The sequence below is a fragment of the Coprococcus eutactus genome, from assembly GCF_025149915.1.
GTDB classification, from domain to species: domain Bacteria; phylum Bacillota; class Clostridia; order Lachnospirales; family Lachnospiraceae; genus Coprococcus; species Coprococcus eutactus.
In genome coordinates this window covers 2,928,526-2,952,483 of the sequence record NZ_CP102278.1, presented here as the reverse complement: position 1 = coordinate 2,952,483, position 23,958 = coordinate 2,928,526, and the positions used below count along the sequence as shown (strand labels likewise).

Below are 23,958 nucleotides of genomic sequence, written 5' to 3'. Positions count from 1 at the left end.
GTGACATAAGGAAGTTTTTTAATAGGAGGAACAGCAAAAGATGGCAGAATCTATGCAGGGGCTTAAGAGAAGCCACAGATGTACAGAGGTAAACAGCACAAATATCGGAGAGAAAGTTACGGTTATGGGCTGGGTTGCCAAGAGTAGAAATAAAGGTGGAATAATATTTGTCGACCTTCGAGATAGAAGCGGAATTTTACAGGTTATCTTCGAGGAGGCACAGTGCGGAACAGAATGTTTTGATAAGGCAGGAAAGCTCCGTTCAGAGTTTGTTGTTGCCATAGAGGGAACAGTTTGCAAGCGTGCCGGTGCGGTGAATGAGAATCTCGCCACAGGAGATATAGAGGTTGTTGCGACAAGCCTTCGTATCCTGTCAGAGGCGGAGACACCTCCATTCCCTATCGAGGAGAACAGTAAGACTAAGGAAGAACTGAGACTTAAGTACAGATATCTGGATCTTAGACGTCCTGATCTTCAGAGAAATCTTATGATGAAGAGCAAGGTTGCGGGCATTGCCAGACAGTTTATGGCAGATGAGGGATTCCTTGAGATAGAGACCCCTATGCTGACAAAGTCAACACCGGAGGGAGCCAGAGATTACCTTGTGCCTAGCCGTGTGCATCCGGGTTCATTCTACGCCCTGCCACAGTCACCACAGTTATTCAAGCAGCTCCTCATGTGTTCAGGATATGACAGATATTTCCAGATAGCCAGATGTTTCCGTGACGAGGATCTTCGTGCGGACAGACAGCCTGAGTTTACGCAGATGGATATGGAGCTTTCATTTGTCGATGTTGAGGATGTAATAGATGTAAATGAGCGTCTTCTTGCAAAGCTTTTCAAGGAGGTGCTTGATCTTGACATTCAGCTTCCTATCCAGAGAATGACATGGCAGGAGGCTATGGACAGATTTGGTTCAGATAAGCCGGACCTCAGATTCGGACTTGAGCTTAAGGATGTGAGCGACATAGTTAAAGACTGCGGATTTGGCGTGTTTACAGGTGCTCTTGAAAATGGCGGTACAGTACGTGGTATCAACGCCGAAGGCCAGGGCAGCATGCCTAGAAAGAAGATAGATGCCCTTATCGAGTATGCAAAGACATACGGTGCAAAGGGACTTGCATATATAGTTATCAACGAGGATGGCAGCTACAAGTCATCATTTGCAAAGTTTATGACAGATGAGCAGATGTCAGCCCTTGTAAATGCAATGGAAGGAAAGCCGGGCGACCTTCTCCTCTTTGCAGCAGACAAGAAGAAGGTTGTATGGACAGTCCTCGGAGCGCTCAGATGCCATCTGGCAGAGCTCATGGGACTTGTTGACAAGAATGAGTTCAGATTCGTGTGGATCACAGAGTTCCCACTCCTTGAGTGGTCTGATGAGGAGAACAGATTTACAGCTATGCACCATCCGTTCACAATGCCTATGGAGGAGGATCTTCAGTACATCGATTCTGATCCGGGCAGAGTTCGTGCAAAGGCATATGATATCGTGTTAAATGGTAATGAGATCGGTGGTGGTTCGGTGAGAATCCATCAGAACGATGTACAGGAGAAGATGTTTGAGTGTCTTGGCTTCACAAAGGCTCAGGCGCATGAGAGATTTGGATTCCTTCTGGATGCGTTCAAGTATGGAGTACCACCTCACGCAGGACTTGCCTATGGCCTTGATCGTCTGGTCATGCTCATGGCAAAGCAGGATTCTATCCGTGACGTTATCGCATTCCCTAAGGTAAAGGATGCATCATGTCCAATGACAAATGCGCCTGACCGTGTGGATGACAAGCAGCTCGCTGAGCTTGGAATCGAGGTTTCTCCAGAGGGGGAAACTAAGGAGTCAGAGAATATTACTGAGTAAAAAGTCACAGTATAAATAAATCATCGATATTTAATAAATTGATGCGGAACAGGCTATCTCTGTTGATTTGCCTTATTTGCCGGATATCTGGCGGATAGGGTAAATCAGCATAGATAGCCTGTTTTTGTGTCTTCGGATTTAACAGGGGAGCCTGTTTTTGCGTCTGCTAATTTCATGCAAATTTCATACCATGCAGCATCCTGCGGAAAAAGGAGGATATAAACACAAGCATAAATATCTGTTTGCTGGCATATATATAATATCGGAGGTGAAGCGCATGGAAGGTGAGAAAGCGTATAGATATGGCTGGGTCTGCGGAAGGGTGATGCTGATCCTTGCTATGGCATTTGTAGTTTGTGAGCTGTGTGCCGGCTGCGGCAGATTTGACATATCGGACAGTGGGGAAAAACTTGTATATGACGTGTGCGATGACACTATGCTGCCGGAGGAGTTGTCTGCAATAATAGAGAGGAAGAAAGAAAAACCGTTCAACATGGTGTATTCCAATAATACATATACATATATCGTAGTCGCTGCAGGCATGCAGGAGAGGGATGACGTTGGCGTGGAACTTGAAGAGATGTACAAGGATGATAATGCCGTTTACGTCAAGACTCTGCTCAGGCAGACAGCCACGCCGTCAGATGGGGTACGCGGGGATGGAGTGTCATTTCCATATACTGTAATAAGGATAATGAAGATGGATCTGCCGGTGGTATTCAAATAAATAACCTGAACAAATATAAGGAGTGGTAAAAATATGGAGCTGACGAAGAACAGGATCACAACAACCAATCTAAAAGCTGCAAAATATATGGAGTTCACAGTGGATGAAGATTTTAATGTGCCGGACGCAAAGGGCGATATAGATAGATTTATAGCCAGCAAGGGGCAGATCACTCTTGATGAGACGGAGGTACTTGACGGAAGAGTCAGGATATCTGGAAACGTGAGCTATGCTATTCTGTACCAGACGGATGCGGATGGAAGCACGTTTGAGAATCATGAGGGCGAGATACCATTTGAGGAGGTCATTAATGCTGATGGACTTGTGCCTGGGGATAAGGTGTCGGTGCAGAGCAGCCTTGAAGATCTGTACGTTACGGTGATAAATTCCCGCAAGTATGAGGTCAGGGGGCTGGTTCAGGTAAAACTGTGGGCGTGCCAGCAGATCACTGCGGAGGGCGCTACTGGAATCGCAAATGGTTCAGGTATCGAGTGTATGACGGAGAAGGTGTGTTTTACAAATGTAGTGGCATCGTCAAAGGATATTGTGAAGATCAAGGAAGATGTTGAGATTCCTGCCAGCAAGCCGGATATAGGTCAGATCCTTTGGGATCAGGTGACATTTGCCGAGATGGAGAGCCGGGCTACGGATATGGGCGTACATATAAGTGGCAGAATGGATATATTTGTCATATATAAGCCTGAGGATGAACTTGCTCCTGTCCAGTATGTAAATGCCTCCAGAGAGTTCCAGGACACGATAGGCTGCGATGGCATAAATGAAGACATGGTGCTTGATGACATAATATCAGTGGGGCGCGGAACCGTGTCGGTGAGGGCTGATGACCATGGCGAGGACAGGATACTTCAGGTGGAGAGCAGTCTCAATGTCGATGTGAAAGTGTATGAGGATGTGGAGACAGAGCTGCTTCGCGATATGTTTTCCTATTCGGCCGATGTGGAGCCGGTGAGGTCCAGCTTCAGCTATGAGAATCTACTCATGAGAAATAACGCAAAGACCAAGGTCGTAAAAAAGGAGAAGATCAAGAGTAGCCAGCCGCCGATCCTCCAGGTCGTTAATATCACGGGAAATGTGGATATAGACGAGGTGAGACCATCGGATGACGCAGTGATAGTTGAGGGGGCCGTGAAGGCTGCGGTTATGTATGTTTCCTCGGATGATAGCAGACCGCTATGCCAGATGGAGATTGCGGCGCCGTTCACATACCGGCTCGAGACAGTTCCGCTGAGATCGCAGGATTCCATCAGAATAACGCCCGCACTGAGTCAGATATCGGCGTCCCTGCCGGGCAATGATGAGGTGGAGATCAAGTCTATAGTGGATATGGGGATGACTATATTCACCAGGAAAGAAATTGAATTTATAGATGATATGACGATATCCCCTGTCGATATGAAGAAAAAGGCTGCATCGCCGGGGATAGTGGGATACGTTGTCAAAGATGGGGACAGTATCTGGTCCATTGCGAAGGAATATTATTCCAGTCTGGACTCTATTAGAAAGATGAATGATCTGGAAAATGACAATATACAGAAAGGAGATAAACTAATAGTGGTAAAATGCGTGGCACAGTCGTGATGTGTCAGAACTATTACCTGGAGGTTTTATCTGGATTTTTAGTTAACTTTTTATCCAGACTTTTATTTGACGATTTATCTGAAGCTTTATGTGATGGATTATCTGAGGTCTTCCAGCGTATACTGTATCTGCTGTCGGAACAGCTTTTCTGGGAGACTGCAGTTTCCGCTGACGCAAGTTCATTGTATGAAGATGGCATATCAGTGAGCCCAAGAATATAATCGGTAGATACATTATATAATTTAGCGAGATATATCAGATGGCGTATGGGCATGGCGCTTGCATCCCGTTCGTAGCGGGCGTACATAGTCTGAGAGGTACAGAGATAATCGGCAACATACTTCTGTGAATAATCGTGGTCCTCCCGCAGTCCGCGTATGCGCTGTATGTACTTTTTATCATCATCAAAATATGTATAATTCATGCAATCACCCGAAAAAAATGATAGCATATGACGGGGTGACGCTTTGGATTCTAGTAAATATATTTACTAGACAAAAATAAAAGAAAACCCGCAAATTATCACTGTTAGATATTATTCATATCTAAGGGTGATAACCAGCGGGTCATATTATTTGTGCTTAATTCTGGGTGGTTGACTGTTCGCTGTATTCCGATCTGTCTGGAAGAAGTCTCTTGAACAGAGGTACAAGCTGGGCTGCTACGACAGCCTTGACGAGGTCAAGTGGGATAAATGCAACGAAGCCAGAGATGAAAGCTACCTTCCATGTGAGGTTTCCGTTAAACTTCCACCAGATCATTCCGATCACATCTATTATCACTGCGCCGAGAATGGCAAATACAGTGTACTTGATCCGGTTGTATTTCTTTCCCTTTATGAGTCCGATAATTATGGAAGCGATGATGAATGAGAATGTATATCCGCCAAATACTCCAAACAGATATCCAAGTCCTGAACCGCCTCCGATAAATACAGGAACTCCTATAGCACCAAGGATCATCCACAGCGCGATTATTATAGTAGAATCCCTGAGCTCAAATACAAGGGCAATCAGGATGATCATGAAGTTGAGCAGTGTGATGTGCGCTGCATTCGGAAGCGGTGTAGGTATGCTAAGATATGCAGAGACACACAGGATAGCGGTAAACATTGCCATCATGACCAGCTCAGTTGTCGTAAATTTGTTTTTCATTGTATAGTCCTCCAATTTGTAAAATGATTAGAACATTTGATATGCCTGTTGTGTGTAGGTGAGGCCTCTCGGCTATTCATAACAAAACCAGGTAGCTCCAGCGGGCTGATGCTGAATACTGCCTGGAATGTTAACCTATACACAAGGGCTATAGTTGACATTATATAGGGCTATGCCAGAAATGTCAACTATAAAAATAAATGCAGGTTAACATTTACAGTTTATATTTGTTAAGATACTATGGAATGGGGCTGGCGCTTTCACACTTGTAAATTCTTGTCATATGGTTTACAATGTATAAAGGCAATGAGGAGGTAAAGCTTATATGAACAAGGATGATTGTATTTTTTGTAAGATAGCCAACGGCGAGATTCCATCAGCGACTGTATATGAGGACAGTGTGTGTAGAGTTATCCTGGATGTGAATCCTGCAAACAAAGGCCATGCGCTTATAATCCCGAAAGAACACTTTGACAATATATATAGCATAGATGCTGAGACCGCAGCCAAGATATTTACCATAGCTACAGAGGTAGCAAAGGCTCAGAAGGCGGAGCTGAATCCTGATGGTTTGAATATATTACAGAACAACGGAGAGGCAGCAGGTCAGACAGTATTCCATTTCCATATGCACCTTGTTCCTAGATACATCAAGGACAACGTAACAATGACATGGATACCTGGTAAGGCAGACACAGAGGAGCTGTCTACATTGTCTAAAGCGCTCAGAAAGAGAATTTAGGCAATTTCAGATAGAATATATAAGTTTTGTGAGAAGAGCAGCACATGATGAACATAAGTCATGTGCTGTTTTTCTTTAGGCAGGGGAATTCATGGAGAGAAATATAACAACCGGTCAGGAAAAACAAAATACAGGGATAAGAATACTGTCATCAAATGCATTGAAAGTCATAGCATGTATATGTATGCTTATAGACCATGTTGGACTTGTACTTATGTACAATAAATGGTATATGCGAGCCGTTGGGCGTCTTGCATTTCCAATATTTGCATTCCTAATAGTTCAGGGGGCTGCACATACATCGAATATCAGGAAATATATTTTAAGACTTGCCGTATTTGCGTTGATATCAGAGATCCCGTTTGATCTGGCGATACATGACAGGCTGTGGTATCTTGGAGCACAAAACATATTCTTTACACTGACAGCTGGACTGTTTGTCATATATTGTATGGAGAGCCGAGGACCGCTTGGAAGGTGGCGGGGCGAGATTGCGCTGGCCACAGCACTTCTGGCGGAATTTCTGAGGTTTGACTATGGAATGGCGGGAGTGGGAGTCATAGTCGTATTTTATTGGTGCGATAAAGATAGTCGGGCTGAGTTGCCTACAGGTGCAGATTCTGCTGTAAAATTGTCGTATTTCAGTCTCAGACAGAATATTGAGGTGGTCATAATAAGTGCTCTTACATATATACTCTGCCTTGGCATGAGACAGCTGTATGCACTGCTGGCGCTCATCCCTATAAATATGTACAACGGAGAGCGCGGAAGATGGAATTTGAAATACGTGTTTTACATGTTTTATCCGGCGCATTTGCTCATCATATGGTTTATATGGATTATATGGAAAAAATAACTGTTGACTATTGGCTTTAGATGATATAGAGTAATGATTGCATTTTATAAATATTAGAAAAACGCTCTTATTCAGAATGGTGGAGTCATAAGGGACTGTGAAGCCATGGCAACCCCGATGTAAGATATCGGAAGGTGCCGACCTGAGCGACGCGGACGCCGGCAAAGCATATTTATATATGACTTGCTGAGTGACCTGTGATCGAACAATGAGAGGCTTGACAGACACGATCAAACCGCTCATACGAAGCGGTTTTTCTTATGTACAAAAAGAAAGGAAGTAGTAAAGGAACAGTATGGAAAGAAGATTATTTACATCGGAATCAGTAACAGAAGGACATCCTGACAAAATCTGTGACCAGATATCAGATGCAGTACTTGACGCACTGATGGAGCAGGATCCAATGAGCCGTGTTGCCTGTGAGACATCCATAACAACAGGTCTTGTACTTGTCATGGGAGAGATCACAACCAACGCATATGTGGACATTCAGAAGATAGTCCGTGAGACGATCAGAGAGATCGGATATGACAGAGCAAAGTACGGATTTGACTGCGATACATGTGGCGTCATCACCGCTATAGATGAGCAGTCATCAGATATCGCTATGGGTGTTGACAAGGCTCTCGAGGCAAAAGAGCATCTCATGAGCGAGGATGATATCGAGGCTATAGGCGCTGGAGATCAGGGTATGATGTTTGGATTTGCCACAAATGAGACACTTGAGTACATGCCATACCCAATCGCTCTTGCCCACAAGCTTGCAAGAAAGCTTACAGAGGTGAGAAAAAACGGAACACTCCCATACCTTAGACCGGATGGAAAGACACAGGTTACAGTTGAGTATGATGAGAATGACAAGCCTGTAAGACTTGACGCAGTTGTTCTGTCAACACAGCACGGAGAGGAAGTCAGCCAGGAGCAGATCCACGCTGACGTGAAGAAGCATATATTTGACGAGGTCCTTCCACAGGAGCTCATTGATGAGAACACAAAGTTCTTCATCAACCCAACAGGAAGATTTGTTATCGGCGGACCAAATGGTGACAGTGGTCTCACAGGACGTAAGATCATCGTTGACACATACGGCGGATATGCCCGTCACGGCGGCGGAGCATTCTCAGGCAAGGATTGTACCAAGGTTGACCGTTCAGCGGCTTATGCGGCTCGTTACGTTGCCAAGAACATAGTTGCAGCAGGTCTGGCAGACAAGTGTGAGATACAGCTTTCATATGCCATAGGTGTTGCAAGACCTACATCGATCATGGTAGACACATTTGGCACAGGAAAGCTTTCAGATGAGAAGCTTGTTGAGATCATCAGAGAGAACTTTGACCTGAGACCAGCCGGAATCATCAGAATGCTCGACCTCAGAAGACCTATTTACAAGCAGACAGCAGCTTACGGTCACTTTGGAAGAACAGACTTAGATCTTCCGTGGGAGAAGCTTGACAGAGTCGATGCACTGAAGGCATACCTCTAAGATAGAAAAGATTAAACCGGCTTCAGCCCTTTATTATCAGGGCTGAAGCCGGTTTTTATCAACACATTTTGTTCTATATATCACACGTTTTGTCTTATAGGTCTTAGCTCTTATATTTCTTTGCGGATTCCAGAGCTGCATCTATCTCATCGAGGGATGCCTGTATCTGGCGCTGCTTCTCTTCGTCTGTATCAGATGTGTCAACTGCTTCATTTGAATTATCCGAATTATCCGAATTGTCCGAATTATCCGAATTGTCCGAGTTGTCCACACTGTCCGCACCGTCGTCCATATCATCAAAAGCTGAATCATCGTAGTCATCAGTGTGGATGTAATCATCCTCATCAGGTGATACCTGATTGTCATAATCTGAATCTGCGTAGCTCTCATGGGTATTGTCGTCAGGGAAGAGAGCCTTATCGCCTATAATAGGATTTGCAGCATTGTGTGACGAGAGCCTTATGTGCTCTGGTGTGTCTGCAGTCTTTTCGGCTGCCTGTGTTTTTGCTGCTTTCTTATCCTCATCCTTCTTATCCAGGCCTTTCTTAAGTCTGTCGATCTGAGATTCATAATCAGTGATCATGCCCTTGAGTGAAACTGCAAGAATGACGATAACCACCACAAGGATAACGAGAACGATTATGGCTATGAGCATTATCACAAATTTGTTCTTGCTCATGAAGTTTGAGAGGGAGTCGGTTCCGGTACTACCGAGAATGTCTGCCGCATCAAGGAATGTTCCCTCCTGAGTGTTAAAGTAATACCATCCCTGATGTCCATCGGTGTTGGCTGCGTACAGCAGTACTGTGTTTCCGTCTGTGCCCTTCATGTAGGCTTTGACGTCTGTGTCATTGAGTTTGATCTTAACTGGAAGATATGCTGAAGGAACTTCAACTGCGTCAGGCTTGCTGACGATGTAGTATGTGTTTCCGCTTGAATGCACGCTGACGAGAGTGTTGTCTGGAATATTCTCAGATTCGGTGAGTGTTCCGACCTCATTCTCCTCGCTGACTGTGGTGCTGTCATATGTTTCGGTATCGGATAATGGAGAGTCAGAGGCTACCTCACTTGCAGGAGCGGCAGAGTCGCTTATGTTTATCGAGTTGTATGCCGGAGTCATTTCGATACTCTCGCCGTCGGCTGAAATTATTTCTGTGGCAGTTGTTTCTATGCTGGCTGTGCCGCTTGCCAGAGTTTTGAACTTGAATGTTGCGGTCATAGAACTTCCGCTTTCCCCATTGCTGCTGTAGCTTATGATCCCATCTTCCAGCTTTGTTCCTCCGCTTATGGACTCCAGCAGGGATGAGTCATAATGAACCTCGTAGCTGTAGCTAGATATATTCATTTCATTAGAATCAATTCCAACAGTGATCTCAACGGTATCACCAACGCCGACACTTAATGATGGTACATTCACATTGAATGTGACAGATGCGGCAAATGCTGTATAACTCAACAGGACTGTGATCGATATGAATGCTAAAAGAGTTGTCATAAATAACTTAATGCGTTTAGTTGTTGTCTTCATTATAATTATACGGTTTTACCGTTTCCTCCTCATCCTCTGTTTATTATTATTGTGTAAGTACGCGCTTTTTTGCTTTGGGACTTGCAGACTATCTTGAATGTATTTTTCCCCTTTTTAAGCTTCTTTGTACCTGTTCCACTGACTGTAGCGTACCTATTCACAGGTGAGGCAGCTATCTTTATGCTGCCCACAGAAGCTGCTACGTTGACTGTGTATGTTGTAGTTTTGTTTATTGCAAATGTCGGTGAAAGCTTGGCGCTGCCGACCTTAAGCGACTTCAGGTAATTGTTTTGATTACCAGGATCGGCAGCCGGCATTTTAGCTGTGGCGGCCGGCATATTTTTATATACAGGTATCGCAAATGTTATGGACTTGTTCAGTGCACCAGATGCTTTATATGCCTCGTATACCTTGGCAGCCTCGGTTCTCGGTGCCTGTACGTTGCCCATGTACTGATGCCAGTAGAGACAATCCTTGTATGTTACGTTGAACTTCTGTGTGTACAGAGTGTTCTGTCCCACGTTGATGTATGCCTCTCCGATGTATATCGCTCCGCCGATTATGGACTTGGAAGGCGATGTCCATGGTCTGTTGTAGGTTGTTCCCGATGCAGCCCACTTGAGCCCGTTTGTTATGGCGTTTCCTGCAGCGCTTTGGAAAGCTCCGATATTGTAGAAGTTGTATATTCCAGGGTAGCTTGCATTCTTGCCGTTTGTCCCAGATGTCATGGAGCCGCCGACCTCCTGCTTGATTCTTGATGCAATGTGGTATGGACTGACACCAGACTTCTTTGCAGCTGTTATTATCATTGACGAATATGTTGATGATGAGCCGCTAGGCCTTGAGTTGTGCATAAATGTTCCAGATAATATAGCCTCAACTCCTGATCTTGTCTGAGAAGAATCGTATGATAATTTCTCAAATGCAAATACAGAACTTGATGATGACAGATATGTTCTAGGATCAAGGTAATATTTTATCAGATCATCCGATGCGGCGAACCATGTTGATCCGTCATATGAAGAGTACGTGTCTGTCTTGTAGTTATAGCCTACAGTCTGGGAACGCCATCCATAGTTAGGATACAGGGAGGTGCCGTTTACAAGGTTAGTGACCCTTCCTTTGACGTTAACCTCGTTCTTCACCACATCACTCCACTCAAGGTTGGTGTGAACAGCCTTGAATACCCAGTTAGGATGCTCCTTGTGAAGTTTTCTAAGGAGTGCTTTGTAGCTCTCAGGGAACTTCTGACTTGTCAGCTGCTTTTCAAATGCAGCGTCTGACTTACCGTTGCCAGGAGTCTTGTAGGTTCCGGCTGTTATGTAAGAGGAGTATACATATCCTGTGTAACTCTTGCTCTTGTATGTGAGCTTTACCTTGTACCAAGTCTTGTCAGACTTATCGGTGACAGTAAGGTTCTGCCCAAACATGAGCATGATGGATTTTCCGTTGTATGTTATCGGTGTTCCGCCTGCAGTCTTGCGGAAATAAACATAGTTTTCATTTATATAGCCGCTTGTGCTCTTTGGAGCCTGAGTAGTAGCCTGGGTTGTTGCTTTGGTCGTTGCCTTTGTAGGTTTAGTTTTAGCCTTGTCGATGACTATGAAGCTTGAGTATACATATCCTGTGTAGCTCTTGCTCTTATAAGTAAGCTTTACTTTGTACCATGTCTTGTTTGCAGTGCTGAGTATAGTCATCTTCTGACCGCCCATGAGCATTATAGGAGCATTATTGTAGGTGATGGGGGTTCCTGATGGTGTTTTACGGAAGTATACATAGTTCTCATTTTTTGCAAGGTGACCGGTCTTATATGAAGCTGTGGTGGTAACTTTTATAAACTTTGAATATATATAGCCCGTGTAACTCTTTTTTCTATATGTGAGGCTTACTTTGTACCATGTTTTGTTTGAAGTACTGACAATGGTCATCTTCTGACCTTTTCTGAGAAGGATGTCCTTGCCGTTGTACTTTATGGTGTTGCCGGATGGCGCATCACGGAAGTAAACATAATCCTCTATCAGAGTTCCCGTGGATGCTGCCTCTGCCTTATTGCCACCGACGTAGAAGCCTGTGATAATGATACACAATACCGCCCATAGCAGCATCACCAGAGATACGATGTTTCTTGTCTTTTTATTGTTGGCACAATTGCTGGTATTCATTGTAATTCCTCCCAAACGTAGAATGATAAGTCAATATCGTAAAAAATAAAAAATCAGTATAAGTTTACCATAATTATTGTAAATAGACATCATTTTTATAAAAAAAGTTATAAAAAAGTAATAAAAATGCAATAAAAAAGGTTTCTACAAAATCAGCTTTCATGCTGATCTGTAAAAACCTTAAAAATCGTCTGTTTCTGCTGGTAGATTCTGAGAGTTCAGACTACCCAACGCGCAGCTTAAATTTCTGGATATCCTTGTCAGTCTCAACCTTCTCTATGAGAGCTCCGAGACCGCGGAGTTTTTCATCAAACTTTTCATAACCGCGCTGTATATACTTTATATCTGAAACTACAGAGAAGTCGTCTGCAACAAGTGCAGCTATCACGAGCGCTGCTCCGGCTCTCAGATCAGGTGCTGCAACATTTGCACCGGAAAAAGTCTCAACACCATCAAGTATGGCGGTGTTGCCCTCGACTCTTATGTGTGCACCCATTCTGGACAGCTCAGCTACATACTTAAATCTGTTTTCAAAAATACTCTCTGTGACTATGCTTGTTCCGTTGGACAAAGCAAGTGTTACAGCCATCTGTGGCTGCATATCCGTAGGGAAACCAGGATATGGAAGTGTCTTTATATTGGTTGCTTTGAGCCTTTTGTCGCACATTACACGAACTGAGTCATCATATTCAGTTACGTGTGCGCCGATATCGGTCAGCTTGGATGTTATTGCCTCAAGATGCTTAGGAATAACATTCTTTATAAGTACATTTCCTCTTGTGGCAGCAGCAGCCACCATAAATGTTCCAGCCTCTATCTGATCCGGAATGATAGAGTATGTGGTTCCGTGTAATGATTTTACACCGCGGATACGGATGACGTCTGTTCCTGCTCCCTTGATGTTGGCGCCCATGCTGTTGAGAAGGTTGGCAACATCTACTATGTGAGGTTCCTTAGCCGCATTCTCGATGGTGGTCTTACCTTCAGCCATTACGGCTGCCATCATGACATTGATGGTCGCACCAACAGAAATAACATCCATGTATATGTGGCTTCCAACCAATTCGTCAGCGTTTACAGATATCATGCCATTGGAGATATCTACTTTTGCTCCAAGTGCTTCGAAACCTTTTATGTGCAGATCTATAGGTCTGGCACCTATGTCACATCCGCCTGGAAGAGCAACCTGTGAGTGCTTGTATTTGCCGAGTAATGCGCCAAGCAGGTAGTAGGATGCCCTGATCTTTCTTATAAATTCGTCATCGACACACAGATCAGAGTTAGGATTGATCGTGCCTCCGGAGATCCTTACGGTGTGCTCGTCAACATAATTGACGGTTGCACCTATTCCCTGGATAGCCTGAAGCAGCACTCTGGTATCTCTGACATTCGGTACGTTTTCTATTGTAACTTCCTGGTCGGTCATCACTGCAGCGGCAAGGATTCCAAGAGCCGCGTTCTTGGCGCCGGCTATGGTCACTTCACCCTCAAGAGGACGACCTCCCTTGATAACATACTGTTCCATATTTCACCTCTTAGATAATTCTCGGATTATCACAACTTTATAGATTATAGCACATAAATATTAAAAGTAAACAACTTTATGCACTGCATGCGCTTATCTGTATGCTTCCAATATTATCCATTCACCTGTCTGCTTCGCAATAGATACATCTGTAAATACGTTTTTCCCTGTCGGTAAGCTTGAAAATGTGGGTGATCCCCTGCTCCGTTGTGGTGATGCATCTCGGGTTGGTACATTTCTTGATGCCGACCAGACGTTCAGGAAGCTCTATCTTGCGCTTTTCAACGAGCTTGCCATCTTTTATGATGTTGACGGATATATCCGGGTCGATATACCCCAGAACATCAAGGTTTATGTCGATATCCTGATCTATCTTAAGAATGTCCTTTCTTCCCATCTTCTCGCTTTTAACATTCTTGATTATAGCAACGGAGCAATCCAGCTTATCAAGATGAAGATCGTTGTATATCTGCAGGGCTTTGCCTGCTGTTATATGGTCAAGTACAATACCATTCTGAATACTGTCAATATTCATGATTATTCCTCCTATGCCTTAAAATCCTTGTCGAGTCCGAGAAGGTCCATGATGAGTGCCATTCGGACATATTTGCCGTTGAGTGCTTGTCGGAAATAACATGCTCTCGGATCGTCATCCACCTCAACAGATATCTCATTTACACGAGGAAGCGGGTGAAGAATCGACAGGTCAGGCCTAGCGAGAGCCAGCTTTGACTTGTCAAGAATATAGGTATCTTTCAGTCTTATGTAGTCCGCCTCGTTGAAGAAACGTTCTTTCTGGACTCTTGTCATATAGAGAACGTCCAGAGATCCGATAGCATCCTCAAGAGAGGAAATCTCCTCATATGGTATATTATTCTTTTCGATGACTTCTGTTCTTATATAATCAGGTAATTTTAATTCATCCGGTGATATGAGAATAAATTTTATGCCTTCGTATCGTGACATGGCCTTTATAAGTGAATGAACCGTACGACCAAACATAAGATCCCCGCAGAAACCGATGGTCATATTGTTTAGTCTGCCCTTCTCTCTCTTTATAGTGAGAAGATCGGCCAATGTCTGCGTAGGGTGATTGTGACCGCCGTCACCAGCATTAATAATAGGAACATCTGATTTCATGGAAGCCAGCATCGGGGCACCCTCTTTATAATGTCTCATAGCTATAATATCGGCATAACAGCTGACGATCTTGACGGTATCGCCCACACTCTCACCTTTTGTTGAAGATGAGGAGCTCGCAGATGAAAATCCGAGAACGTTTCCGCCAAGTTCCATCATGGCAGCCTCGAAGCTAAGTCTTGTGCGTGTGCTTGGTTCAAAGAACAGAGTTGCAAGCTTTTTGCCCTTACAGACTTCGCTGTATTTCTCTTTATTGTCGATGATGTCCTGTGCCAGCACGAGAAGGTGGTCAACCTCCTCAACTGACAGGTCCATTGGGTCTATTAAATGTCTCATTTGACATGATCCTCCTTAGCTTATCAGAATAAATATTTTAAGAATTAAGAAGGGTGTACATAACAGCCTTCTCAGCGTGACGTCTGTTCTCAGCCTCATCCAGAATGTGGTTAAGGTTCTTGTCGATAACGCCCTGTGAAATCTCAAATCCCTGATGCATAGGCATGTCGTGGAATACTATAGCTTTGCTGCCCTCGGTAAATTCTTCGTTGAGCTGGTAAGGCATCATCTTTGCAAGAGTTTCCTCTTTCTGCTGTTTGTATGCAGGGTTGTTGAAGAACTCCATGTCTACCCATGTATCTGTGTAGAGGATATCCATATCCTTTGCGTACTTCTTTGCCTCCTCCATGCTCATGGTAGGATCGAGTTCAACATAGTGGCCTGTAGCCTTTGCTGCCTCAAAGAAATCGTCGCCGCATACAGTGTTGTTTACAAGTGGGGTGAGTCCGTAGATGGTTCCCTTCTTCATCTTTGCGAAGAACTCAACAAGTGAGTTAAATACATTGTTCTTTGCACCGATGTACATAAGCTTTACATCAAGGCTTCCGAATTTCTCTATAATAGTGAGGGCATCTGCCAGGATCTGGCATGGATGATAAGAACTGTCACATCCGTTGATAAATGGAACAGTAACGTTGTCTCCGAACAGCTCAACGGTCTCGTTCTTTACAAGACGTGCCATGATGATATCTACATTTCTGCATACATACTTAATCTCTGATACAGGCTCACCAAGTGTAAAGTTGGAATCCTTCCAGAGCTGGTTGTAATATGTACCGCCGAGCTCAGTGATACCTGTTGTAAATGAAAGAAACGTTCTTGTGGAAGTTTTCTCAAAAAGAGTGTAGAGCTTCTTGCCCTCAAGAGCGTGAGCGTACTTCTCAGGGGTCTTCTTCATATCAAGTGCCAGATTAAGAATGTCCATCAGCTCATCAGCTGTGAAATTCTTGAAGTTAAGCATGTTTTTCATAACAAATGTCCTCTTTTCTTTATAATTATAAATTACTTGCAATACGGACAAACATAATCTGAGAATCCTGACAATATATTAGGATATAGGTGTTGAGATATGCCTGCCTGAAATTTCATTATATAGCACATGAATTCAAATGTAAAACAGTTTACGAAATCACATAAATCAAGAATGCAAATATTTGCGGATTTATGCCTGATCATAAAAAAATATAGAAAATAAAGTAAAAAACAACTTAATTATTTGATTTTTATTGACAAAGATGTATATATATGGTTTTATATATTTTATAAAATTTTTATAAAAAATTTATAATTAAATCAAGGGAGGACATTTTATGATCAAACAGAGGAATATTGCTTTGTGCATAGTATTTTCAATCATTACATTTGGAATTTATGCACTGTATTGGTTCGTTTGCCTTACAAACGATGCTAATCAGGAATCTGGACAGACAGATGCAACAAGCGGTGGGGTAGCATTGTTGCTTACTATCGTTACATGTAATATCTATGGATGGTTCTGGGCATACAAGATGGGCGAGAAGATTGACGCAATAAAGACAAAGAATGGGCAGTCAGCAGGAAATTCAAGCATACTTTTCCTTCTGCTCCAGTTATGTGGACTTGGAATTGTATCATATGCTATTATGCAGGATACCATCAATAAGAATGCGTAATGAATCAAATTGCATACAAATATACATTGAAAAATGTATAGATGCAGTTGCATACAGACAAAATGTATGAGAAAATAGTCCCGTAGACTGACTTGTGTCTGCGGGACTATTCTATTATTTTTATTGCAGTTATGTAGTGGTTATATAGGAAGAGTATAATTGCAGTCATACACAAGTCATACACAGGTTATACATATGTAATTAAGGATTTAAATTTAAGGAGGATTATCAATTATGATCAAACAGAGGAATATTGGAATATGTATTCTGCTTTCAATTGTGACATGCGGAATATATGGATTGTATTGGTTTGTTGTGCTGACAGACGATATCAATCAGGAGTCAGGAGAGACAGATGCAACAAGTGGAGGAATGTCGCTTTTGCTCACTATCGTTACATGTAACATCTATGGATGGTTCTGGGCATATAAGATGGGTGAGAAAGTTGATATCATAAAAAATAAGAACGGTGTACCATCAAGCAACTCAGGCATATTATACGTTCTTCTTCAGGTGTTTGGACTTGGAATTATTGCATATGCGCTTATGCAGGACACTGCAAACAAATATGCAGAGGCTATACCTCAGATGAATACAGGATATGGTCAGCAGGGTTATAATCAGAACTCATACAATCAGAATGGATACGGTCAGCAGGGATATGATCAGAATGCATACAACCAGAACGCGTATGGTCAGCAGCAGGGATATGATCAGAATGCATACGGCCAGCAGCAGTATAACCAGAATGCGTATGGTCAGCAGGGATATGATCAGAACGCATACAACCAGAATGCGTATGGTCAGCAGCAGTATAATCAGAATGCATACGGCCAGCAGCAGTATAACCAGAATGCGTATGGTCAGCAGCAGTATGATCAGAATGCGTACAATCAGAACGCGTATGGTCAGCAGCAGTATAATCAGAATACATATAGCCAGCAGCCTGGCATAGATCAGAGTACATTTGGTCAGCAGAGTGGACAGAATACACAGAATGACAATGATGGAACAGGCAGCGATCAGCAGTAACAGGAAATAATATAACAAAGCATGGATCAGATACAGATATCGAGAAGAAATGCGATAATAAAAAGGGATGCCGTCCTTTTGGGGATAGGCATCCTCTATTATATTTTCATAAGAATAACGGGACTTGCGGTTCCGTGTATATTCAGAAAGATAACCGGATTTTTATGCCCAGGGTGCGGGATAACAAGGGCTATCCTTGCGGCCGTAAGGCTGGATTTTGCAAAGGCATTTGCCTATAATCAATTCACGTTTATAGTTCTTCCGGTGTTGGCATACATAATTGTAAAAAACGATTATGTATTCGTAAGATATGGAAACAGAAAATTATCGCGATTTGACAATATACTTATATTTATATGTATTGCCGGGGCGGTGATGTTTGCCGTTCTCAGGAATGTGATGCGCTTTTGAGAGAGACGGTGACAAGTCCGTTGGAATGTGATGCGCTTTTGAGAGGAACTTTGACAAGTTCGTTGGCAGCATTGTGGAATGACTGCCCAAACAGGCTTATTTAATATTCCATCTTCTTGACAATAAATAATAAAAGGGCATATAATTTACAATTACCGAGGAGTTTTTCGGTAAAGTTGCACAAGCATTTCATTTGTGCTTGTAGTATTTTTCAGGGAGGGTTTTTGAAATGGCAAAAAAACCGTATTATATTACAACCGCCATTGCATATGCATCAGGTAAACCTCATATAGGCAACACCTACGAGATCGTGTTGGCTGACAGCATTGCAAGGTACAAGAGATTCGCAGGTTATGATGTAAGATTCATGACAGGAACAGATGAGCATGGACAGAAGATCGAGAACAAGGCTTTCGAGAACATGCAGACACCAAAGGAATTCGTTGATGAGACATCAGGTGAGATCAAGAGGATCTGGGACCTCATGAACACATCATATGACAAATTTATCCGTACAACAGACGATTATCATGAGAAACAGGTACAGAAGATATTCAAGAAACTGTACGATCAGGGTGACATATATAAAGGACATTATGTAGGAAAGTACTGTACACCATGTGAGTCATTCTTCACAGATGGACAGCTCATAGATGGCAAATGTCCGGACTGTGGAAGACCTGTTCAGGAGGCAAAGGAGGAGGCATACTTCTTCAAGATGAGCAAATATCAGGACAAGCTCATGAAGCATATAGAGCAGCATCCTGAGTTTATACAGCCTGAGTCAAGACGTAACGAGATGGTCAACAACTTCTTAAAGCCGGGACTTCAGGATCTGTGTGTTTCAAGAACATCATTTAAGTGGGGAATTCCGGTAGACTTTGATCCAAAACATGTTGTATATGTATGGGTTGATGCGCTTTCAAACTACATAACTGGACTTGGATATGACGTAGATGGAAAGAGCGATGAGAAGTTTTATAAATACTGGCCGGCAGATCTTCACCTGATCGGTAAGGATATCCTGAGATTCCATACTATTTACTGGCCTATCATGCTGATGGCACTCGGACTTCCGCTTCCAAAGCAGGTATTCGGTCATCCTTGGCTTATCCAGAGTGATGGCAAGATGAGTAAGTCTAAGGGCAACGTAATGTATGCTGACGATATGGTCGATATATTCGGTGTTGATGCTGTCAGATTCTTTGTTCTTCACGAGATGCCATTTGAGAATGATGGAGTTATCTCATGGGAGCTCATGGTTGAGAGACTCAACTCAGAGCTTGCAAATACACTTGGAAACTTGGTCAACAGAACCATATCAATGTCCAACAAGTATTTCGGCGGCATTGTGACCAACACAAATGTCACAGAGCCAGTTGATGAGGATCTGAAGAAGGTTGTCATGGATTGCAGATATAAGGTTGCAGAGTGCATGGACAAGCTCAAGGTTGCAGATGCTATCACAGAGATATTCGCACTGTTCAAGAGATGCAACAAGTATATAGATGAGACAATGCCTTGGGCACTCGCAAAGGAGGAGGACAAGAAAGACAGACTCAATACAGTTCTGTATAACCTTGTCGAGAGCATCATTATAGGTGCTACACTCCTTGAGCCATATATGCCTGAGACAACAGAGAAGATCATGGCTCAGCTCAGCACAGAGAAGAGAAAAGTCACAGAGCTTGGCAAGTTCGGTCTGTACAAGTCAGGAACAAAGGTTACAGAACAGCCTGAGATACTCTTTGCACGACTTGACGTGAAGGAGGTTATGGCAAAGGTAGCTGAGTTTGCTCCTGTAGAGAAAGAATCAATGTACGAGCAGGCAAAGAAACAGAAGGAAGAAAAGGAAAATTCCGCTGAGACCAAGAAGATCAAGATAGCTGAGGCGAAGGTTCAGTCTCTCAAGAGCAACCCTGATGTTGTGGACAAAGAGGAGATAAGTATAGATGAATTTCAGAAGATGCAGCTTATGATCGGAGAGATTGTAGCCTGCGAGGAAGTTCCAAATTCAAGAAAGCTTCTCTGCTCACAGGTAAGCTTTGGCAAGAACAATGTAAAGCAGATAGTATCAGGAATCAAGGGTACATACTCAGCAGAGGATATGGTAGGTAAGAAGGTTGTGGCTATAGTAAATCTTAAGCCATGTAAGCTTGCCGGAGTTATATCAGAGGGTATGCTTTTGTGTGCTGAGGATCCGGAGGGCAATCTTTCACTCCTCACCACAGAGAAAGACTTCCCAGGTGGATGCTTTATAAGCTGATCCGACATATATAATAGAGTGTATTAAATATTAGAGGGGATTGTGGCACATGGTGGATATCGTGGCGCTGTGATCCCCTTTATATATTTTGGTGGGGCGCCATACGGGTAAACTGCAGGTAATATTTGGGTAATATGTCATGTAATGTCTTTATTGATTAATTAGATGTTCCATGATAAAATTTTGTTAGGTGTACAGGTGGGAGGAGTGCGCCTTTGGAAAGATTTAGAAATCTTAGCGCCATGAACCCTGGACAGTATGTTTTCAGGGATAACGAGGTTGAAGGTTATCGAATATTCGGCGGATGCCTTCACGCAGAGTCTGGATGCGCACATGATATCCAAATATGAGGGTGACCTCAAAACAAAGAATCATGACCGGACACCCACAGCTGCTTTGTATGGTGAAAGTTGAACGGTGAATGCACCTTTTTTTAGTGTGCCATATAATAATAGTATCAGTATGCAGTGTGGTATAAGCCGAAAGGAGAATAATTAAATATGTGTGGAATCATAGGATATGTAGGAAAGAAACCGGCCAAGGATATTTTGATAGATGGCCTGGCAAAACTCGAGTACAGGGGATATGATAGTGCTGGTATAGCACTGCTTAATGATGATGATACACTGACGATCAAGAAGAAGGCCGGAAGAGTAGATGATCTGAGAGAGATGTGCAGTGACGATAGTCCTGTATACAAGTCTACCTGTGGAATAGGTCATACAAGATGGGCTACTCACGGCGGAGTTACGGATGTGAATGCACATCCACACAAATGCGGAAATGTTGCTCTCATACATAATGGAATTATAGAGAATTATAATGAGATTATCAGAGAGTACGGACTGGCTGACAAGCTGGTATCCGAGACAGACACAGAGGTTGTAGCAGCACTTTTGGATACTTTATATGAGGGGGACCCTATAGACGCCATAAGAAGGGCTGTTAGAGCAATTGCAGGTTCATTTGCACTTTGTATTATGTTTGCAGACAGACCTGGCAAGATATATGCAGTTAGAAATGTAAGTCCGATGATTGCTTCATATACAGAGGATGGGGCTATCATTGCCTCAGATCTTACAGCTATAATTGCATTTTCACAGAACTACTTTGTAGTGCCTGAGTATCATATACTGACACTCTCAGGCGCTGGGATCAAGGTAGAAGATATGAAGGGGAAAGTGGTAGAGCCAGAGATACTTAAGATCACATGGGATATTACGGCAGCTCAGAAGGGTGGATACCCTCATTTTATGTTGAAGGAGATCTATGAGCAGCCTGATGCACTTAGAAATACAATAACACCTCGTATAGTGAATTCGCTTCCTGATTTCACCGAGGACGGAATTGATGATGATGTGTTAAGAAATCTTGAGAACATTACGGTTGTGGCATGTGGAACAGCCATGCACGCCGGGATTGTCGGCAAAGCCATGATAGAGAAGGAGTTAAGGATTCCTGTTAATGTTGAAATAGCATCAGAATTTAGATATAAGGAACCACTCATAAATGAAAAAACTCTTGTGATAGTCACATCACAGTCCGGAGAGACCATAGATACACTCGAGGCACTTAGACTTGCCAAGAGATGTGGATCTAAGGTTTTGTCCATAGTCAATGTCAAAGGCTCAACAATTGCGAGGGAGAGCGATTATGTTCTCTATACACATGCGGGACCAGAGATTGCAGTTGCTAGCACAAAGGCATATTCAGTGCAGATGGCAGCTATGTACCTCATAGGCTGCAGGATAGGTTATGTAAAGGGAATCTATTCTGAAGACAGAGCTAGGGAATTTATCAGACAGCTCTTGGACGTTATCCCGGTTATAGAGGAGACGCTCAAGCAGGCTGACGAAGTTAAAACCGTAGCAAATTATATAAAAATGGCTCCAGACGCGTTCTTTATAGGAAGAGGACTTGATTATACTCTGTCTCTGGAGGGTGCGCTAAAGCTAAAAGAGATTTCATATGTTCATGCCGAGGCATATGCAGCAGGGGAGTTAAAACATGGAACGATTGCGCTCATAACAGACAACGTTCCGGTCATAGCTTTGGCTACACAGGAATCTGTATATGGAAAGATGATTTCCAACATACGCGAGGTGAAGGCAAGGGGGGCATATGTTATTCTTGTCAGCATGGATGAGGAATACAATGACGGAGATGTGTGCGATAAGCATATATCGATTCCTAAGCAGGATGGTCTGTTCACTGTGTTCTCAGCCGCTGTTATCCTTCAGCTCATAGCGTACTATACGTCCGATGCAAAGGGGTTGGACGTAGATAAGCCACGTAATCTGGCAAAGTCAGTTACAGTAGAATAATTGACTCCGGGACTTACATGGATATCGTGCGATAAATATCGGAGGGTTTTTTATGAGTGATAAGATGTATTTGTGTGATGAGTACAAATTGTACTTTAAGATTGAAGATGATGTTGAGGTTCTTCACAACGAGGTTGAATTGTACAATGCTCAGTTTGTTGGCAACAACGCTTTTTGCCATGAGGAGTATATAAATGGGCAGAGGGCGCTCACATATTCAATCCCGGCTATGACAACTATGAACCAGTTCCTTGAGAAGAAAATTCACAAGGATGAATTGGTGGATATAATATTCAGTATAGCCGATCAGTTGATGTATCTGAAAGCAAACGATATGTCCATAGGGAAAGTCATATTGAACAAAGGATACATGTATATAGATTTTCAGAACATGGCAGTGCAGCTTGTGTTCCTGCCAATAGATAAGCCTATGGACAAGTGCAATATGGAGAAGTTTATAAGGGACTTCATGGCGAATGTCAAGTTTGCAAATAAAAAAGCTTCTGATGCGGGATATGAACTTATCAAGTATTTCGACCATAATTCTACTTTCTATCTGTCAGAGTTTTATAAATTTGTAACAGATCTGAAAAATGACAACATAGCACATCCGGAGGATGAGCAGGAACTCATGAAATTAGAAGATGTTCAGCCTGCCAATATGGCGAAAGTGGAGATACCGGAGACACCACATACTACAACTACATCATCATTCAAGCTTGCAAAAGAGGTTAAGGATTTCTCTTCAAATGATATAGGATTTGACAGTAATGACGATGGATCTACAACTGTTTTGACAGCGAACAGCAAGGTGAAGAGCGGTCCTGTTATTATCAGAACAAGAACAGGAGAGAGAATCAGGATTGACAAGCCTATATTCTGTATTGGTAAGTCTACACAGGGGGTTGACTATCAGGTTACTGACAACAACTCAGTCAGCCGTCGCCATGCATACATAATAAACGTCAATGGTGTATATTATCTGAGAGACAACAAGTCGACAAACCATACATATCTTGGCGGAAAGATTATAAGCAGTGGTACAGATATGATGCTTATAGACGGTATCAGATTCAAACTTGCAAATGAAGAGTTCACCTTCAAGGAGAAATAAGATATCTTATAATAAAACAAGAACCCCGACTACGATAGATTTTGTGGTC

General features: G+C 43.0%; 20 protein-coding genes and 1 riboswitch. Of the genes, 12 read left to right on the top strand and 8 right to left on the bottom strand.

Translation table 11 applies throughout. The features are described 5' to 3' along the window. Window positions 1-40 precede the first annotated feature (40 nt). From aspS to NQ536_RS13090, 3 genes are all read left to right on the top strand, one after another. On the top strand, window positions 41-1,858 hold the full coding sequence (gene aspS, locus NQ536_RS13100) for an aspartate--tRNA ligase (protein ID WP_004852514.1): 1,818 nt from the start codon (window positions 41-43) through the stop codon (window positions 1,856-1,858). A 277-nt stretch (window positions 1,859-2,135) separates the two neighbouring features. Further along, on the top strand, window positions 2,136-2,585 hold the full coding sequence (locus NQ536_RS13095) for a protease complex subunit PrcB family protein (RefSeq protein WP_022058620.1): 450 nt from the start codon (window positions 2,136-2,138) through the stop codon (window positions 2,583-2,585). A 33-nt stretch (window positions 2,586-2,618) separates the two neighbouring features. Beyond that, window positions 2,619-4,184, top strand: a complete 1,566-nt coding sequence (locus NQ536_RS13090; RefSeq protein WP_004852511.1) for a DUF3794 and LysM peptidoglycan-binding domain-containing protein — start codon at window positions 2,619-2,621, stop codon at window positions 4,182-4,184. Window positions 4,185-4,197: 13 nt separating this feature from the next. Here the strand turns inward: NQ536_RS13090 and NQ536_RS13825 are convergent, their stop codons facing one another. Continuing rightward, window positions 4,198-4,608, bottom strand: a complete 411-nt coding sequence (locus NQ536_RS13825; RefSeq protein WP_004852508.1) for a helix-turn-helix domain-containing protein — start codon at window positions 4,606-4,608, stop codon at window positions 4,198-4,200. Between the two features lie 157 nt (window positions 4,609-4,765). Continuing rightward, window positions 4,766-5,338 (bottom strand): biotin transporter BioY, encoded by a 573-nt coding sequence (locus NQ536_RS13080; RefSeq protein WP_004852506.1) that lies wholly within the window; start codon window positions 5,336-5,338, stop codon window positions 4,766-4,768. 325 nt (window positions 5,339-5,663) lie between these two features. Here NQ536_RS13080 and NQ536_RS13075 point away from each other — a divergent pair, with 325 nt between their 5' ends. The 3 genes from NQ536_RS13075 to metK all read left to right on the top strand — a co-directional run bounded on the left by NQ536_RS13075 (window position 5,664) and on the right by metK (window position 8,419). Then, complete coding sequence (locus NQ536_RS13075) at window positions 5,664-6,080, top strand: HIT family protein (protein ID WP_004852504.1); 417 nt, start codon at window positions 5,664-5,666, stop codon at window positions 6,078-6,080. A gap of 91 nt (window positions 6,081-6,171) precedes the next feature. Continuing rightward, window positions 6,172-6,936, top strand: coding sequence for a TraX family protein (locus NQ536_RS13070; protein WP_004852502.1), 765 nt, complete (start codon window positions 6,172-6,174; stop codon window positions 6,934-6,936). Window positions 6,937-7,000: 64 nt separating this feature from the next. Then, window positions 7,001-7,111: riboswitch (SAM riboswitch) on the top strand. 120 nt (window positions 7,112-7,231) lie between these two features. Next, complete coding sequence (gene metK, locus NQ536_RS13065) at window positions 7,232-8,419, top strand: methionine adenosyltransferase (RefSeq protein ID WP_004852500.1); 1,188 nt, start codon at window positions 7,232-7,234, stop codon at window positions 8,417-8,419. A gap of 103 nt (window positions 8,420-8,522) precedes the next feature. Here metK and NQ536_RS13060 read toward each other — a convergent pair whose 3' ends face one another. The 6 genes from NQ536_RS13060 to NQ536_RS13035 all read right to left on the bottom strand — a co-directional run bounded on the left by NQ536_RS13060 (window position 8,523) and on the right by NQ536_RS13035 (window position 16,080). Beyond that, window positions 8,523-9,947 (bottom strand): cohesin domain-containing protein, encoded by a 1,425-nt coding sequence (locus NQ536_RS13060; RefSeq protein WP_004852498.1) that lies wholly within the window; start codon window positions 9,945-9,947, stop codon window positions 8,523-8,525. A 29-nt stretch (window positions 9,948-9,976) separates the two neighbouring features. Next, window positions 9,977-12,109 carry a cadherin-like beta sandwich domain-containing protein gene (locus NQ536_RS13055; protein ID WP_004852497.1) on the bottom strand — a complete coding sequence of 711 codons (2,133 nt, stop codon included), beginning with the start codon at window positions 12,107-12,109 and terminating at the stop codon, window positions 9,977-9,979. A gap of 223 nt (window positions 12,110-12,332) precedes the next feature. Beyond that, on the bottom strand, window positions 12,333-13,634 hold the full coding sequence (locus NQ536_RS13050) for a UDP-N-acetylglucosamine 1-carboxyvinyltransferase (protein WP_004852496.1): 1,302 nt from the start codon (window positions 13,632-13,634) through the stop codon (window positions 12,333-12,335). A gap of 121 nt (window positions 13,635-13,755) precedes the next feature. Further along, window positions 13,756-14,169, bottom strand: a complete 414-nt coding sequence (locus NQ536_RS13045) for an aspartate carbamoyltransferase regulatory subunit (protein WP_004852493.1) — start codon at window positions 14,167-14,169, stop codon at window positions 13,756-13,758. An 11-nt stretch (window positions 14,170-14,180) separates the two neighbouring features. Next, entirely contained in the window at window positions 14,181-15,110 is a 930-nt protein-coding gene (gene pyrB, locus NQ536_RS13040) for an aspartate carbamoyltransferase (RefSeq protein WP_004852491.1), read from the bottom strand. 37 nt (window positions 15,111-15,147) lie between these two features. Continuing rightward, window positions 15,148-16,080, bottom strand: a complete 933-nt coding sequence (locus tag NQ536_RS13035) for an ornithine carbamoyltransferase (RefSeq protein ID WP_004852490.1) — start codon at window positions 16,078-16,080, stop codon at window positions 15,148-15,150. A 340-nt stretch (window positions 16,081-16,420) separates the two neighbouring features. On the opposite strand from NQ536_RS13035, the gene NQ536_RS13030 reads away from it, so the two are divergent. The 6 genes from NQ536_RS13030 to NQ536_RS13005 all read left to right on the top strand — a co-directional run bounded on the left by NQ536_RS13030 (window position 16,421) and on the right by NQ536_RS13005 (window position 23,909). Further along, on the top strand, window positions 16,421-16,762 hold the full coding sequence (locus NQ536_RS13030; RefSeq protein WP_004852487.1) for a DUF4234 domain-containing protein: 342 nt from the start codon (window positions 16,421-16,423) through the stop codon (window positions 16,760-16,762). Between the two features lie 234 nt (window positions 16,763-16,996). Then, complete coding sequence (locus NQ536_RS13025) at window positions 16,997-17,794, top strand: DUF4234 domain-containing protein (protein WP_004852485.1); 798 nt, start codon at window positions 16,997-16,999, stop codon at window positions 17,792-17,794. A gap of 21 nt (window positions 17,795-17,815) precedes the next feature. Next, the gene (locus NQ536_RS13020) at window positions 17,816-18,205 is read left to right on the top strand and encodes a DUF2752 domain-containing protein (RefSeq protein ID WP_004852483.1); all 390 of its coding nucleotides are present in this window, start codon (window positions 17,816-17,818) and stop codon (window positions 18,203-18,205) included. A gap of 229 nt (window positions 18,206-18,434) precedes the next feature. Further along, complete coding sequence (gene metG / locus NQ536_RS13015) at window positions 18,435-20,471, top strand: methionine--tRNA ligase (RefSeq protein WP_004852479.1); 2,037 nt, start codon at window positions 18,435-18,437, stop codon at window positions 20,469-20,471. 500 nt (window positions 20,472-20,971) lie between these two features. After that, window positions 20,972-22,795, top strand: coding sequence for a glutamine--fructose-6-phosphate transaminase (isomerizing) (gene glmS / locus NQ536_RS13010; protein ID WP_004852477.1), 1,824 nt, complete (start codon window positions 20,972-20,974; stop codon window positions 22,793-22,795). A 52-nt stretch (window positions 22,796-22,847) separates the two neighbouring features. Then, complete coding sequence (locus NQ536_RS13005) at window positions 22,848-23,909, top strand: DUF6382 domain-containing protein (RefSeq protein WP_004852475.1); 1,062 nt, start codon at window positions 22,848-22,850, stop codon at window positions 23,907-23,909. Window positions 23,910-23,958 lie beyond the last annotated feature (49 nt).

Coding starts and splice junctions, on each gene's coding strand:
- aspS (WP_004852514.1), top strand. CDS start 41: ATGGCAGAATCTATGCAGGGGCTTAAGAGAAGCCACAGATGTACAGAG.
- NQ536_RS13095 (WP_022058620.1), top strand. CDS start 2,136: ATGGAAGGTGAGAAAGCGTATAGATATGGCTGGGTCTGCGGAAGGGTG.
- NQ536_RS13090 (WP_004852511.1), top strand. CDS start 2,619: ATGGAGCTGACGAAGAACAGGATCACAACAACCAATCTAAAAGCTGCA.
- NQ536_RS13825 (WP_004852508.1), bottom strand. CDS start 4,608: ATGAATTATACATATTTTGATGATGATAAAAAGTACATACAGCGCATA.
- NQ536_RS13080 (WP_004852506.1), bottom strand. CDS start 5,338: ATGAAAAACAAATTTACGACAACTGAGCTGGTCATGATGGCAATGTTT.
- NQ536_RS13075 (WP_004852504.1), top strand. CDS start 5,664: ATGAACAAGGATGATTGTATTTTTTGTAAGATAGCCAACGGCGAGATT.
- NQ536_RS13070 (WP_004852502.1), top strand. CDS start 6,172: ATGGAGAGAAATATAACAACCGGTCAGGAAAAACAAAATACAGGGATA.
- metK (WP_004852500.1), top strand. CDS start 7,232: ATGGAAAGAAGATTATTTACATCGGAATCAGTAACAGAAGGACATCCT.
- NQ536_RS13060 (WP_004852498.1), bottom strand. CDS start 9,947: ATGAAGACAACAACTAAACGCATTAAGTTATTTATGACAACTCTTTTA.
- NQ536_RS13055 (WP_004852497.1), bottom strand. CDS start 12,109: ATGAATACCAGCAATTGTGCCAACAATAAAAAGACAAGAAACATCGTA.
- NQ536_RS13050 (WP_004852496.1), bottom strand. CDS start 13,634: ATGGAACAGTATGTTATCAAGGGAGGTCGTCCTCTTGAGGGTGAAGTG.
- NQ536_RS13045 (WP_004852493.1), bottom strand. CDS start 14,169: ATGAATATTGACAGTATTCAGAATGGTATTGTACTTGACCATATAACA.
- pyrB (WP_004852491.1), bottom strand. CDS start 15,110: ATGAGACATTTAATAGACCCAATGGACCTGTCAGTTGAGGAGGTTGAC.
- NQ536_RS13035 (WP_004852490.1), bottom strand. CDS start 16,080: ATGAAAAACATGCTTAACTTCAAGAATTTCACAGCTGATGAGCTGATG.
- NQ536_RS13030 (WP_004852487.1), top strand. CDS start 16,421: ATGATCAAACAGAGGAATATTGCTTTGTGCATAGTATTTTCAATCATT.
- NQ536_RS13025 (WP_004852485.1), top strand. CDS start 16,997: ATGATCAAACAGAGGAATATTGGAATATGTATTCTGCTTTCAATTGTG.
- NQ536_RS13020 (WP_004852483.1), top strand. CDS start 17,816: ATGGATCAGATACAGATATCGAGAAGAAATGCGATAATAAAAAGGGAT.
- metG (WP_004852479.1), top strand. CDS start 18,435: ATGGCAAAAAAACCGTATTATATTACAACCGCCATTGCATATGCATCA.
- glmS (WP_004852477.1), top strand. CDS start 20,972: ATGTGTGGAATCATAGGATATGTAGGAAAGAAACCGGCCAAGGATATT.
- NQ536_RS13005 (WP_004852475.1), top strand. CDS start 22,848: ATGAGTGATAAGATGTATTTGTGTGATGAGTACAAATTGTACTTTAAG.